At 71.6% G+C, this 13,997-nt stretch carries 9 protein-coding genes; 6 read left to right on the top strand and 3 right to left on the bottom strand.

The window, feature by feature from the left end; translation table 11 throughout:
* Positions 1-17 precede the first annotated feature (17 nt).
* On the bottom strand, positions 18-1,862 hold the full coding sequence (locus ACO0M4_RS37710; protein WP_430375650.1) for a beta-galactosidase: 1,845 nt from the start codon (positions 1,860-1,862) through the stop codon (positions 18-20).
* 229 nt (positions 1,863-2,091) lie between these two features.
* Between ACO0M4_RS37710 and ACO0M4_RS37705 the strand changes: the two genes are divergently transcribed.
* The 4 genes from ACO0M4_RS37705 (at position 2,092) to ACO0M4_RS37690 (ending at position 8,728) form a co-directional block, all read left to right on the top strand.
* Complete coding sequence (locus tag ACO0M4_RS37705) at positions 2,092-3,003, top strand: helix-turn-helix domain-containing protein (RefSeq protein WP_430375649.1); 912 nt, start codon at positions 2,092-2,094, stop codon at positions 3,001-3,003.
* A 77-nt stretch (positions 3,004-3,080) separates the two neighbouring features.
* Positions 3,081-5,618: an aminopeptidase N gene (pepN, locus tag ACO0M4_RS37700; protein WP_430375648.1), complete on the top strand. Its 2,538-nt coding sequence runs from the start codon at positions 3,081-3,083 to the stop codon at positions 5,616-5,618.
* A 264-nt stretch (positions 5,619-5,882) separates the two neighbouring features.
* On the top strand, positions 5,883-7,295 hold the full coding sequence (locus ACO0M4_RS37695) for a pyridoxal phosphate-dependent decarboxylase family protein (protein ID WP_430375647.1): 1,413 nt from the start codon (positions 5,883-5,885) through the stop codon (positions 7,293-7,295).
* Positions 7,292-8,728, top strand: coding sequence for a lysine N(6)-hydroxylase/L-ornithine N(5)-oxygenase family protein (locus ACO0M4_RS37690; RefSeq protein ID WP_430375646.1), 1,437 nt, complete (start codon positions 7,292-7,294; stop codon positions 8,726-8,728). Before ACO0M4_RS37695 ends, ACO0M4_RS37690 begins: the two co-directional genes overlap by 4 nt.
* An 87-nt stretch (positions 8,729-8,815) precedes the next feature.
* Here ACO0M4_RS37690 and ACO0M4_RS37685 read toward each other — a convergent pair whose 3' ends face one another.
* The gene (locus ACO0M4_RS37685; RefSeq protein WP_430375645.1) at positions 8,816-10,636 is read right to left on the bottom strand and encodes a bifunctional metallophosphatase/5'-nucleotidase; all 1,821 of its coding nucleotides are present in this window, start codon (positions 10,634-10,636) and stop codon (positions 8,816-8,818) included.
* A gap of 212 nt (positions 10,637-10,848) precedes the next feature.
* Here ACO0M4_RS37685 and ACO0M4_RS37680 point away from each other — a divergent pair, with 212 nt between their 5' ends.
* Positions 10,849-11,547, top strand: coding sequence for an SIMPL domain-containing protein (locus ACO0M4_RS37680; RefSeq protein ID WP_430375644.1), 699 nt, complete (start codon positions 10,849-10,851; stop codon positions 11,545-11,547).
* Between the two features lie 145 nt (positions 11,548-11,692).
* Positions 11,693-13,129 carry a pyruvate kinase gene (pyk, locus tag ACO0M4_RS37675; RefSeq protein WP_430375643.1) on the top strand — a complete coding sequence of 479 codons (1,437 nt, stop codon included), beginning with the start codon at positions 11,693-11,695 and terminating at the stop codon, positions 13,127-13,129.
* Between the two features lie 50 nt (positions 13,130-13,179).
* Here pyk and ACO0M4_RS37670 read toward each other — a convergent pair whose 3' ends face one another.
* Positions 13,180-13,968, bottom strand: coding sequence for a helix-turn-helix domain-containing protein (locus ACO0M4_RS37670; protein ID WP_430375642.1), 789 nt, complete (start codon positions 13,966-13,968; stop codon positions 13,180-13,182).
* Positions 13,969-13,997: the final 29 nt, after the last annotated feature.

The raw sequence follows: 13,997 nt of genomic DNA, 5'->3' as shown, positions 1-13,997 counted from the left end.
CGCCCGGCCCGCCCGCCTCACGGCACCAGCCGCGGCACCCCGGCCGTCCCAGCCATCCCCTCCGATCCGGCCGCCCCAGCCGTCCCCTCCGATCTGGCCGCCCCTTCCGGGCCTTCCGGCCCCTCCAGCTCCAACACCACCACCTCGTTCGCCCCCTCCCGCAACACCGGACCCGGCACGAACAACCCCCGCTGCGGACCCGCCGACCAGTACCGCCCCACCGGAAAACCCCCCACCCACACGAACCCGCGCGTCCACCCCGGCAACTCCAGCACCGCATCCCCCACCCCACCCACCGGCACCGTCACCGTGCCCCGGTGCAGCCCCCGTGCCCCCGCCGCCGGCGCACCGAACGCCAGCCCGGCCACCGCCGCGGCCCCCGCCTCCCCCTCCAGCGCATCCAGCCGCAACCCCCGCGCCCGCACCCCGTGCAGGTACTGCCGCTCGTGCAGCACCCCACCCGTGATCCCCTTCGCCTCCCCCAACCGCGGGCCGTAGTTGACCCGGCCCAGCGACTCCACCCACAACTCCACCTCCGCCGGCCCCGGCACCGGCCCCAGCACCGCGCCCGCCGGGCCCGTCCCGGCCCCCTCCACCAGCACCGGCCCCCGCACCCCGTCCACCACCGTCACCGCCCGGTCCCGCAGCCCCACGACCCGCAGCTCGTACGGCTGCCGCGGCCCCGGCACCGCCACCCGGTACCGGACCAGCCCCCGGTCCACCCCCACCTCCTCGAACGTCGGCGGCACCCCCGCGCACACCTCCGGATCCCCCAACGCCTCCAGCGCCGCGTCCAACGGCAGCCACCCCGACAACACCACCCCCACCGGCCCCGCCAACACCAGCTCCGGCTCCGGCAGCTCCGGCAACGGCCCCTCCGCGAACTCCGCCAACACCTCCCGCATCCGCCAGAACTTCTCCGTCGGCCGCCCCCGCTCGTCCACCGGCGCCCCGTAGTCGTACGACGTCACCGTCGGCAGCAACGCCCCGTCCTGCAACGCACCCGCCCGGTTCGCCCCCGCCCAACCACCGAAGCTCGTCCCGCCGTGCGCCATGTACACATTCACCGACGCACCGCACTCCAACACCTCCCGCAACGCCGCCGCCGCATCCGCCGCCCCCCGCGGCTCCACCGCCTGCCCCCAATGCGCGAACCACCCGCACCAGAACTCCATGCACATCAACGGCCCCCGCCCCCGGTGCCGACGCAGCGCCGCGAACGCCGCCCGCGCCCCCGCCCCGAAATTCACCGTGGCCAACACCCCCGGCACACTCCCACCGGTCAGCATGTGGTCCTCCGCCCCGTCCGACGTACACAGCGGCACGGTCACCCCCAGCTCCCGCAACCGCCGCGCCAGATGGCCCAGATACTCCGCATCCGACCCGTACGACCCGTACTCGTTCTCCACCTGCACCAGCACCACCGGCCCACCCCGGTCGCACTGCCGCGCCACCACCTGCGGCAACAGCGCCTCCCACCAGCCGTCCACGGCCCGCAGGAACGCCCCGTCCCGGGTCCGCACCCGCCGCCCCAACGCCCCCGTCAACCACGACGGCAGCCCCCCGTTCTCCCACTCCGCGCAGATGTACGGCCCCGGCCGCACGATCGCCATCAGCCCCGCCGCCCCCACCGCGTCCAGGAACCGCCCCAACGCCCCGACGTCCCGCAGCTCACCCGGACGCGGCTCGTGCCAGTTCCACGGCACATACGTCTCCACGCAGTTCAGGCCCATCGCCCGCAGCATCGCCAGCCGGTGCCCCCACTGCGCCTCATGCACCCGGAAGTAATGCAGCGCCCCCGACAGCAGCCGCACCGGCCGCCCGTCCACCTCGAAGTCCCGCTCCCCAACGGCAAACCGCACGTCACGCCTCCCGACTGGTCGTTCCCCCGCTCGTTCCCCGATCGCCCACACCCTCGCCCTCTGGCGGCCCACCGGTCCATGGACAAAGATCAAGGCTGTTTGGACGGTTCGCCCCGGACGGTGCGTCCCGGACCGTTCGACCCGGACCGTCCGGCTCGGACCGCTCGACGGTCCGACGCTTCGCGGGCCCGGCGGAGCGGCGGCGCACGAGGACGGGAGGCCGGCCGGCATGTACCACACCTGGATGCGCTACTTCACCCCCAGCCCGGTCCACCACCGGCTCGGCCTGGTCTGCCTGGGCGTCGGCCTCCAACACGGCACCCTGCCGCCCGTCGGCCCGCGCACCCTCGACCACCACGTCGCCGTCGTCATCAGCGCCGGCCGCGGCTGGTGCACCACCCCCGACGGCCGCCGCCACACCGTCACCGCCCCCGCCCTGCTCTGGCTCCTGCCCGGCGTCCCCCACCACTACGGCGCCGACCCCGACACCGGCTGGGACGAACGCTTCGTCGACTTCACCGGTCCCGCCGCCGACACCTACACCGAACTCGGCTACATCGAGCCCCACCAGCCCCTCGTCCCGCTCGCCGACCCCGGGCCGGCCCGCGCCGCGATCGGCCGCATCGCCCGGGCCGCCCGCCGCGGCAACCCGCTCCTGGAGGTCGAGACCGCCGCCGCCGTCCACGAACTCCTCGTCGCGCTACGCCGCGCCCGCGCCGACACCGACGCCGACGGCGAACCGGTCCTGGCGGCCCTCGCCCGCGACGCGTTCCTCCCGCTCTCGGTCGCCGAGCACGCCGCCCGGCACGGCATGACCCCCGCCGAACTCCGTACCGCGGTACGGCGCGGGGCGGGCTGTAGCCCCAAGGACTACCTCCTCGGCATCCGCCTCGGCCGCGCCAAGGAACTCCTCGTCGCCACCGAACTCCCCGTCGCCGCCGTCGCCCGCCGCGTCGGCTACGACGACCCCGCCTACTTCAGCCGCCTCTTCACCCGCCGCGTCGGCCTCGCCCCGGCCCGCTTCCGCGACCGCCAGGACCGCTGCGTACCCGGCGGGTGGTCGACACAGGTACCGGACCCCGCGGACCCCCCGAGGGTGGACCAGGACCTCTCCGACCCTGATCCACTAGACCGGCCCTAGCAGCGTCGCACCACCCCCGGCCGGCCCCGACGGAATACCCCGCACCACCGGGACCACAACATGGGAAGCTGCCACGCATGCCCGTACTGCAGCGCCCCGAAGCCGAGGCCCGTGCCCAGTTGCTCGACGTCCACCGGTACGAGATCGCCCTCGATCTCACGCACGGCGACGAGGAGTTCACCTCCCGCACCGTCATCCACTTCGCCGCCCGCGAACCGGGCGACACCTTCGTCGAGATCCGGCCCGCCGCGCTCCACGCCGTCACCCTCGACGGCCACCCCCTGGACCCCGCCACCCTCGACGACAACCGCCTCCCCCTCACCGGCCTGACCGCCGGCCCCCACGAACTGCGCCTCGACGCCACCATGCGCTACTCCCGCACCGGCGAGGGCATGCACCGCTTCACCGACCCCGCCGACGGCGAGCACTACGTCTACACGCAGCTGTTCATGGACGACATCCAGCGCGTCTTCGGCGCGTTCGACCAGCCCGACCTCAAGGCCGTCTTCGAGCTGACCGCCACCGCCCCACCAGGCTGGAGCGTCCTCGCCAACGGCCGCACCGAACAGCTCCCCGACGGCACCTGGCGGGCCGCCGCCACCCCCCGCATCAGCACCTACCTCGTCGCCGTCGCCGCCGGCCCCTGGCACTCCGTCCGCACCGAACACGCCGGCCTCCCCTTCGGCCTCCACTGCCGCCGCTCCCTCGCCCCCCACCTCGACGCCGACACCGAGGAACTCTTCGACCTCACCCGCCGCTGCTACGACCGCTACCACGAGATCTTCGAGGAGCCGTACCCCTTCGACTCCTACGACCAGGCATTCGTCCCCGAATTCAACGCCGGCGCGATGGAGAACCCCGGCCTGGTCACCTTCCGCGACGAATTCGTCTTCCGCTCCGCAGTCACCGACACCGAGCGGCAGACCCGCGGCATGGTCATCGCCCACGAGATGGCCCACATGTGGTTCGGCGACCTCGTCACCCTCCAGTGGTGGGACGACATCTGGCTGAACGAGTCCTTCGCCGAATACATGGGCTACCAGGTCCTGTCCGAGGCCACCCGCTTCACCGACACCTGGACCGACTTCGCCATCGCCCGCAAGGGCTGGGGCTACGACGCCGACCAGCGCCCCTCCACCCACCCCGTCGCCCCCGCCCCCGAGGACGTCCCCGACACCGCCTCCGCACTCCTCAACTTCGACGGCATCTCCTACGCCAAGGGCGCCTCCGCCCTGCGCCAACTCGTCGCCTGGATGGGGGAGAAGGACTTCCTCGCCGGCATCAACGACCACTTCGCCCGACACCGCTTCGGCAACGCCACCCTCGCCGACTTCATCGACTCCCTGGCCCGCGCCACCGACCGCGACGTCCACGCCTGGGCCGAACGCTGGCTGCGCACCACCGGCGTCGACACCCTCACCCCGACCGTCGCCGAGGACCACGGCACCTGGCACCTCGACATCGCCCATACCGGCAGCCGCCCGCACCGCATCACCGTCGGCGCCTACGCCCCCGACCCGGACCACCCCGACCGGCTGACGCTGCGCGACCGCTTCGACGTGGACGTCCCGGCGGACGGCCACCCCGCCCGGCACACCTTCCCCAAGGCCGCCCCCGCCCTCGTCGTCCTCAACGACGGCGACCTGACCTACGCCAAGGTCCGCTTCGACGCCGCCTCCTGGGAGACCGCCGCCCGCGCACTGTCCGGGCTGCCCGACCCGCTGACCCGCGCGGTCGTCTGGAACGCCGCCCGCGACCTGGTCCGCGACGGCGAACTCCCGCCCACCGCCTACCTGGACGCGGCCCGCGACCACCTCCCGCAGGAGACCGACCTCGCCATCGTCCAGGGCGTCCTGGCCTTCGCCCGCACCCAGATCGCCGACCGCTACCTCCCCCCGGAGGCCCGCCACACCGCCCTGACCACCCTCACCGCCCTCAGCCGCGACATCCTGCGCCGCACCGAGGGCCCCGGCAACGGCCCCGAAGCCGGACTCAGACTGACCGCCGTCCGCGCCGTCATCGACAGCGCCACCGGCCCCGAGGCCATCCAGGACTGGCTCGACGACGGCAGCGTCCCCGGCGGCCCGGCCCTCGACCACGAACTGCGCTGGCGCATCCTCGCCCGGCTCGCCACACTCGGCGCCGCACCCCTCGCCGCACTGAGCGACGCCATCGACGCCGAACTCGCCCGCGACCCGAGCGCCACCGGCCAAGAGGGCGCCGCCCGCTGCCGCGCCGCGCTCCCCGACCCGGCCGCCAAACAGGCCGCGTGGGACGCCCTGTTCACCACCGACGCGCAGTCCGAACTCTCCAACTACCTCTTCACCGCCACCGCCACCGGCTTCTGGGCCCCCGAGCAACAGGACCTGCTCCGCCCCTACGCCGCCCGCTACTTCGCCGAGGTCCCCGCCCTCGCCGCCCGCCGCGGACCCGCCCTCGCCAAGGCCGCCGGCCGGTACGCCTTCCCCGCCGTCCTCGTCGAGGAGGACACCCTCCGCCGCGGCGAGAACTGCCTGGCCGAAGGCGACCCGACGCCGGCCCTACGACGCTCCCTCGACGACCAACTGGACGATCTGCGCCGGGCGTTGCGGGTCCGGACGGCCGCCGTGCGGTAGCGCGCCGGACGCAGCGCACGCGGGTGCCGTCAGGCGGAGGGAGACCGCCGGACGGCACCCGCGCCGCGTCCACGTCACCTTCCCGGCACCTGCTCTTCGACGGGACGCAAGACCGCAGGCAACCGAACACCTGCGGGACATCCATCCCACGAACGGGTGATCCCGGCGCAACGGGTGGATACCCGCCGTACCGGGCCAGTAACTTAGGGCGGCCTAAGACCCGGTGCCTTGTGCATCCAACTCCCGTTGAAGAAGAGCCTCTTGATGCCAGTCGCCCCTGCCGGCACCGCCCTCGCAGGCGGCACCGACGGCCCCCGCGCGCTCCGTCCGCTCCTTGACATCGTCCTCGACGCCCTCACCACCGGCGCCCAAGACCGTTCCGGCCCGCTCCCGCCCGGCGGCCCCGACGCCGTCGCCCGCGCCGTACGCGACGCCTGCCTGCCCCTCCTCCCCGAGCAGGGAGCCGGCCCGCACACCGCCCTGCGCACCCTCGTCCACACCCTCGCCGCCGGCGCCGCCGACCCCGCCGACCCGCACTGCGCCGCCCACCTGCACTGCCCGCCATTGGCCCTGGCCACCGCCGCCGACCTCGCCGCCGGCGCCCTCAACCCCTCGATGGACTCCTGGGACCAGGCCCCCGCCGCCTCCGAACTCGAAGTCCTCACCGCCCGCGCTCTCGCCGGCCTCGTCTACCCCGCGGCCACCGCACCCGACGCCCTGGTCACCACCGGCGGTACCGAATCCAACCAACTCGCCGTCCTCCTGGCCCGCGAGGCCCCCCGCCCCCCGGACGCCACCGGCCCGCTCCGGATCGTCTGCGGCGCCAACGCCCACCACAGCATCCACCGCGCCGCCTGGCTCCTCGGCCTCCCCGAACCCCTCACCCTCCCCACCCCCGACGGCACCCTCGACCCCGCCACCGTCCACACCTGCCTCGCGGAACTCACCGGACGCACCGGTCAGGTTCTCCTCATCGCCACCGCCGGCACCACCGACGCCGGCGTCATCGACCCCCTCCCGGCCCTCGCCGACCTCGCCGACCAGCACGGCGCCCGCTTCCACATCGACGCCTCCTACGGCGGCCCGCTCCTCTTCAGCGACACCCACCAGCACGCCCTGACCGGCCTCGCCCGCGCCCACACCGTCACCCTCGACCTGCACAAACTCGGCTGGCAACCGGTCGCCGCCGGCCTCCTCGCCGTCCCCGCCCCGGCCACCCTCACCCCCCTCGCCCACCAAGCCGACTACCTCAACGCCGACGACGACACCGAAGCCGGACTCCCCGACCTCCTCGGCCGCTCCCTGCGCACCACCCGCCGCCCCGACATCCTCAAGATCGCCGTCACCCTCAAGGCCCTGGGCCGACAGGGCCTCGGCGACCTCGTCGACCGCACCCTGGCCGCCGTTCAGACCTTCGCCGACCTGATCGACGCCCACCCCCGCTACGAACTCCACTCCCGCCCCACCCTCACCACCCTCCTCTTCCGCCCCATCGGCGCCGACGACACCACCCTCGCCGCCATCCGCCGCTCCCTCCTCACCGAAGGCCACGCCGTCCTCGGTCGCGCCACCACCCCCACCGGCCTCTGGCTCAAAGCCACCCTCCTCAACCCCCACACCCAACCCGGAGACCTCACCAACCTCCTCAAACTCGTGGAAGGCCACATCCCGCGATGAACACCCCACCGCACAGCGAGCCCGGCACCGCCACCGACACCCCCGGCCCCGACGAACCCCTCGACCTCGCCGGCATCGGCATCGGCCCCTTCAACCTCTCCCTCGCCGCCCTCGCCCACCCCCTCACCGAACTCCGCACCGCCTTCTACGACCAGCACCCCGCCTTCCACTGGCACCCCGGCCTCCTCATCGACGGCACCACCCTCCAAGTCCCCTTCCTCGCCGACCTCGTCACCCTCGCCGACCCCGCCAGCCCCTGGACCTTCCTCAACTACCTCAAAACCCGCGAACGCCTCTTCCCCTTCTACTTCGCCGAGCGCTTCCACATCCACCGCGCCGAATACGACGCCTACTGCCGCTGGGTCAGCGAAAACCTCCCCTCCCTCCACTTCGGCCACCAGATCGACGCCGTCCGCTGGAACCACGAACGCAGCCTCTTCGAAGTCGACTTCACCCAGCTCGACGCCGACGGCGAAGCCGAAGCCCTCGGCCGCACCTACGCCCGCAACCTCGTCCTCGGCATCGGCACCGCCCCCCACATCCCCATCCCCCTACGCCCCCTCGCCGAGGCCCCCACCGTCCCCGTCATCCACGCCGCCGACTACCTCGACCACCGCGAACGCCTCCTCACCGCCGACCACCTCACCGTCATCGGCGCCGGCCAATCAGGCGCGGAAATCTTCCTCGACCAACTCCGCGCCCGCCCCGCCGGCCGCGAGAACCTCCACTGGCTCGCCCGCACCCCGGCCTTCGCGCCCATGGAATACAGCAAACTCGGCCTGGAACACTTCACCCCCGACTACACCCGCTACTTCCACGCCCTCCCCGAACGCGTCCGCGACGAGCTCCTCCCCGCCCAATGGCAGCTCTACAAGGGCATCGACCACGACACCCTCGCCGCCCTCCACGACGAGCTCTACCGCCGCACCCTCGACGGCGGCTGGCCCAGCACCGTCCTCACCCCCGGCGTCCAGGTCCGCACCGCCGGCCGGGTCGGCACCACCAAGGTCGAACTCCACCTCGAACACGCCCAACAAGGCAGCCGCTCCCGCCTCACCACCGACGCCGTCGTCCTCGCCACCGGCTACCGCGAACGCCGCCTCGACACCCTGCTCGCCGCCCTCGACCCCTACCTCCGCCGCGACGCCTCCGATCGCCCCCGGATCGACGAACACCACCGCCTCGTCCTGGACCCCGCCATCACCGGCTCCCTCTACGTCCAGAACGCCGAACGCCACACCCACGGCGTCGGCACCCCCGACCTCGGCCTCGCCGCCTGGCGCAGCGCCACCATCCTCAACTCCCTCACCGGCAGCCCCGCCTACCCCCTCCCCAACCGCACCGCCTTCACCACCTTCGGCCTCAGCCACCCCCCGACCCGCCGCACCGGCACCGTCCCCCGCCAAGGCTCCACACTGGTCCCGCGCCACTGAACGCCACCGCCCCTCCCACCCCGCCCGAACCCGGACCGGGGGAGAGGGGCGGCCCGCCGACGCGGCGGCGACACGTCCCGAGGGGCCCTAGAACACCGGCATCCCGTCCCGCGTCAGCTTCCAGTCCACCGAAGCGAACACCGCCGGATCGATCACCCCGCTCGCCTCCACCCACGCGATGATCAGATTCCGGATCTCCTCCGACGTCGACCACACCTGCTCGGCCGACGCCACATGCGGAAAACCACCACCGCCACTCGCCCGGTAGTTGTTCACCGCCAGCACGAACCGCGCCGCATCCGCCAACGGCTTCCCCCCGAACGTCAGCTTCCCGATCCGCTGACCCGCCGGCTTCGCAATATCGATCTCGTACGAGACCCCGCTCACCACGTCATAGTTGTAATCCGGCGTACCGTCCGCATTGGTGACCCGCCCCGGATCCACCGGACCCCCCGGCGCCGTCTGCACGTAATACCGCGCCGAGAACTCCAGGTACTCCCGCAGCTGCTTACCCGTCAACACCCGTGCCTCCAAGGTGTTGTCGAACGGATACAGCGCCGCCATCGACCGGATCGACACATCCCCCGCCGGCACCTGCGCCGTCCGCGAGAAACACGACGCCTGCGACAACACGGGCAACGCCGCGTGCGCCGACCCAGCGAGCGCCTTACGCACCGCCTCCGCCTGCACGAACGCGATGAAATCAAGAATCGCGGTGTCCTTCACCGGCGCCTCGGCCGCCGACATCTCCGCCTTCGACTTCCCGATCACCCGGTTCACATACGTCACGACCTTGGCGTGCGCCGCCCGCAGCATGTCCGTGATCTGCGGATCCTCCGCCACCGCATGCGAATTGAGCACCTTCGAACCCACCGACGCCACCGCCCAACGACCCCGACGCCACTCCACCTCCACGTCGAAACAGGTCAGCCGCTGCCCCCACTTCAACGGCTCCGACAGCACCACCTCCCGGCCCGTCGCCTTGTTCACCACCCGCCGCTCCGGGATCTCCACATGCGCATGCCCCACCAGGATCGCGTCGATCCCCGGCACCTTCTCCGCCACCAACGCCGCCGCGTTCTCCACGTACGGCAACTGATCCCCGTACGACGACGTGCCGCTGGCCCCCGAATGCGCCGCCACGATCACCACGTCGGCACCCATCGACCGCAGCTTCGGCACCCACTTCGCGGCCTGCTCCTCCAGCCCCGGGAACGCCAACTTCCCCTGCACGTTCGCCTTGTCCCAGATCGCGATCCCCGGATTCGTCAGCCCCAGCACCGCCACCCGCACATCCCGCCCGCGCGGGGTCCGCAACCGCTTGATCACATACGGCCGGAACGCCGGCCGCAGCGTCTTCGCGTCCACCGCGTTCGCACCCAGCAGCGGAAAACGGCAGCTCTCCTCGAACTTCCGCAGCACCGGAATCCCGTAATTGAATTCGTGATTCCCCAGCGCCGCCGCGTCATAGCCGATCGCATTCATCGCCCGCGCCATCGGATGCACCGGACCGTGCGGATCCGTGATCGGATCCACCTTTGCGTAGTAATACGCCAGCTGCGTCCCCTGAATGGTGTCACCCGCATCGATCAGCAGGGTGTTCTTCCGCCCCTTCTCCCGGCGGACTTCATCCACCAGCGTGGAAATCTTCGCCAGCCCCACATCATTGTGGTCCTTGTCGTCGAACTCGGCGTCGGTGGCGTAATCCCAGTTGAAGACGTTCCCGTGCAGATCCGTCGTCCCCATGACCGTGAACGCATAGCGCTCCCGCCCCCGGCCCGCGCCACCCCCACCGCCCGTCGGGGCGGCCGGCGCCGCGGCCGCGGTCGGCGTGCCCGCCCCCGTGAGCACCACCCCCGCCCCCGCCACCACGGAACCACCCAGGAACTTCCTCCGGTCGAACGTCATCCCAACTCCCCTGAAGAAGACGGCACATGCCCTGCACCGCACGACGGACCCGGACGTCCGGCCCGGGGCAACGCGCGTAGATTCTGGCGCAGCCACCCCCCGCGCAACACCCCCCACAGGTTGCGATCCGATGACCAACCCCACCCCGCCCCCCTGTGCAACCCTGCAACTCCAGGCCCCCACACCCACCACCAGAAGGGCACCTACCACCCATGACCGACCTCACCGCCGCCGCCCTCCCCTACGGCACCCCCGACGCCCCCCGCCTCGCCGTCCGCGGCGAAGCCCGCCTCGAAATCGACCCCGAAATCGCCCGCATCACCATCACCGTCAGCGCCCGCGGCACCGACCGCACAACCGCCCTCACCGACCTCACCCGCCGCAACGAACACGCCCTCACCCTCGTCAAGAGCTACGGCGACGCCGTCGAAAAGCTGGAGACCAGCAGCTTCACCCTCACCCCGCAACTCACCGACAAGGGCCGCCACGAACGCATCCGCGCCTACGACGGACGCGTCACCCTCACCGCCACCCTCAACGACTTCACCGCCCTCGGCGAACTCACCACCCGCCTCGCCGACCTCGAACTCACCCGCGTCGACGGCCCCTGGTGGGCCCTCCGCCCCGACTCGCCCGCCCACCGCAGCGCCCGCACCCAAGCCGTCCACGAAGCCGTCCAACGTGCCCGCGAATACGCCGAAGCCCTCGGCGCCCACCTCGACGCCGTCCTCGAAATCGCCGACCTCGGCGCCGAGGGCCCGCCGCAGCAACAGGGCTACGGCTTCTCGGCCCCCGGCGCCGCCCGCGGCGCCGGACTCGAATCCGCCCCCGCCCTCGACCTCGAACCCCGCCGCCAGACCGTCTACGCCAGCGTCAACGCACGCTTCACCATGACCCGTCCCGCGCTGTGAGCCCACGCCGCGGGAAGCCGTAATTCTGCTCATCGGAGCGGCTTCCCGCCCATTCCATTACTTGTCAACAGCCTTTCACCAAGCGGTCGTTGAGCAGTCATGTCTCCACCGTTCCCTACCGCCGGGTAAGTCATAGGGTCGAAACATGCGCCGAGCAAAGATCGTCTGCACACTAGGACCCGCCACCGACTCGTACGAGCAGATCAAAGCCCTCGTCGACGCCGGAATGGACATCGCCCGCTTCAACCTCAGCCACGGCACCTACGCCGATCACGAAGCGCGCTTCGACCGGGTCCGCAAAGCGTCCGAAGAATCCCACCGCAGCGTCGGAATCCTCGCCGACCTTCAAGGCCCGAAGATCCGCCTCGGTCGATTCCGCGAAGGCCCCGTACTCCTTGAACGCGACGACACCTTCACCATCACCGTCGAGGACGGCATCGAGGGCGACCGGCACCTCTGCGGCACCACCTACCCCGGCCTCGCCGGCGACGTCACCCCCGGCGAACGCATCCTCGTCGACGACGGCAAGGTCACCCTCGAAGTGACCGCCGTCGAAGGACCCCGCGTCCACACCAAGGTCATCGAAGGCGGCATGGTCTCCGACCACAAGGGCCTCAACCTCCCCGGCGTCGCCGTCTCCGTCCCCGCCCTCTCCGAGAAGGACCAGGACGACCTCCGCTGGGCCCTGCGCTACGGCGCCGACATCATCGCCCTCTCCTTCGTCCGCAGCGGCCGCGACATCCAGGACGTCCACCGCATCATGCGCGAGGAGGGCCGCTACCTGCCCGTCATCGCCAAGGTCGAAAAGCCCCAGGCCGTCGACAACATCGACGACATCGTCGCCGCCTTCGACGGCATCATGGTCGCCCGCGGCGACCTCGGCGTCGAAATGCCCCTGGAGACCGTCCCGATCGTCCAGAAGCGCGCCGTCAAACTCGCCAAGCGCAACGCCAAGCCGGTCATCGTCGCCACCCAGATGCTCGACTCGATGATCGACAACTCCCGCCCCACCCGCGCCGAGGCCTCCGACGTCGCCAACGCCATCATCGACGGCACCGACGCCGTGATGCTCTCCGGCGAGACCAGCGTCGGCAAGTACCCCACCGAGACGGTCCGCACCATGAGCCGCATCGTCGAAGCCGCCGAGGAAGACATCCTCGCCAAGGGACTGCCGCCGCTGACCGAACGCAGCAAGCCCCGCACCCAGGGCGGCGCCGTCGCCCGCGCCGCCGCCGAAATGGGCGACTTCCTCGGCGCGAAGTTCCTCGTCGCCTTCACTCAGTCCGGCGACACCGTCCGCCGCCTCTCCCGCTACCGCTCACCCATCCCCCTCCTCGCCTTCACCCCCGACCCCGCGACCCGCTCCCAGCTCAACCTCACCTGGGGCGTGGAGACCTTCCTCGGCCCCACCGTCAACTCCACCGACGAGATGGTCGCCCAGGTCGACGAGCAACTGCTGAAGATCGGCCGCTGCCGCAAGGGCGACGTCGTCATCATCACCGCCGGCTCCCCGCCCGGGGTCCCCGGCTCCACCAACCTCGTCCGCGTCCACCACATCGGCGAGGACGACATCCAGAACTAGCTCCACCCGCACCTGAACCCGCTGGGCCGAGGAACTGACTGCCGTCCCTGTCAGTACTTCGGCCCGATGTGTTGGTCCATGAGCGCAACAGAGGCACGCTTGGCGACGGAGATGTTGAACGGGTCACCGCCCCGCGCCAGGACGGTCCACTCCACACCGACCTTGGCGAGGGTGTCCGAGAACAGCCCCCGGATATCGTCCGACTTGTTGGCGAAGAAGTACCGCGGGTACGCGTAGCGCTTGCGCTCGCCACCGACCGTCCGCGTCGTCCAGTTGGTGATCCGGCAGCCGTCGGAGTGGACCAGCCCGCGGATGAACTCCCAAGGATGGGCGTCCACAATGCGCTGCTGCCATTCTTCGAGGGCTATCGGCCGTTCATGCTTCTTGCCGGGGCCGTGTTGCGGGAACAAGCACCGTAAGTGCTTGGAGTAGACCTTCACGTCGTGGCAGCCCTGCCGGCTGACCCGGCACACTGAGTTGTCGGGGAAGACGGCCCGCATCGCGGCCTCGCAGTCATCCATGAGGCCGGGCCAGTTGTCGTCGCACGCGATCATGAGGCTCGGTACGCGATGTGCCGCGTATTGGATGATGTGGCCGTCGCCGAGGTAGAGGGCCAGGAGGTAGGCATAGGACGCTCGGTCGAGCTCGCGGCCGTCGCAGCGAGGACACCGTGGGTCGTGCCGCCCCGGGCATTCCCCACGTGTGGCGCGGTCCATATGCCGCCAGTAGCTGATGGTGCCGAGAGGGATGTCCAGGGCGCGGGCGACATCTGCGTTCTTCGCCCCCGCGCGGAGTCGGGCGATCGCCCGCTGTCGTACGTCTGTGTCATGAAATCGCATACCGTCACTGTGCGTGACGGAGTGCGTGC

This window comes from Streptomyces sp. RGM 3693 (assembly GCF_050471125.1).
GTDB lineage: Bacteria > Actinomycetota > Actinomycetes > Streptomycetales > Streptomycetaceae > Streptomyces.
The sequence above is the reverse complement of the archived record's forward strand: the minus strand, read 5'-3'. Positions and strand labels throughout refer to the sequence as shown.

Bases quoted from the DNA above. Each gene is read 5' to 3' on its own strand.
- ACO0M4_RS37705 (WP_430375649.1), top strand. From the start codon at position 2,092: ATGTACCACACCTGGATGCGCTACTTCACCCCCAGCCCGGTCCACCAC.
- pepN (WP_430375648.1), top strand. From the start codon at position 3,081: ATGCCCGTACTGCAGCGCCCCGAAGCCGAGGCCCGTGCCCAGTTGCTC.
- ACO0M4_RS37695 (WP_430375647.1), top strand. From the start codon at position 5,883: ATGCCAGTCGCCCCTGCCGGCACCGCCCTCGCAGGCGGCACCGACGGC.
- ACO0M4_RS37690 (WP_430375646.1), top strand. From the start codon at position 7,292: ATGAACACCCCACCGCACAGCGAGCCCGGCACCGCCACCGACACCCCC.
- ACO0M4_RS37685 (WP_430375645.1), bottom strand. From the start codon at position 10,636: ATGACGTTCGACCGGAGGAAGTTCCTGGGTGGTTCCGTGGTGGCGGGG.
- ACO0M4_RS37680 (WP_430375644.1), top strand. From the start codon at position 10,849: ATGACCGACCTCACCGCCGCCGCCCTCCCCTACGGCACCCCCGACGCC.
- pyk (WP_430375643.1), top strand. From the start codon at position 11,693: ATGCGCCGAGCAAAGATCGTCTGCACACTAGGACCCGCCACCGACTCG.
- ACO0M4_RS37670 (WP_430375642.1), bottom strand. From the start codon at position 13,968: ATGCGATTTCATGACACAGACGTACGACAGCGGGCGATCGCCCGACTC.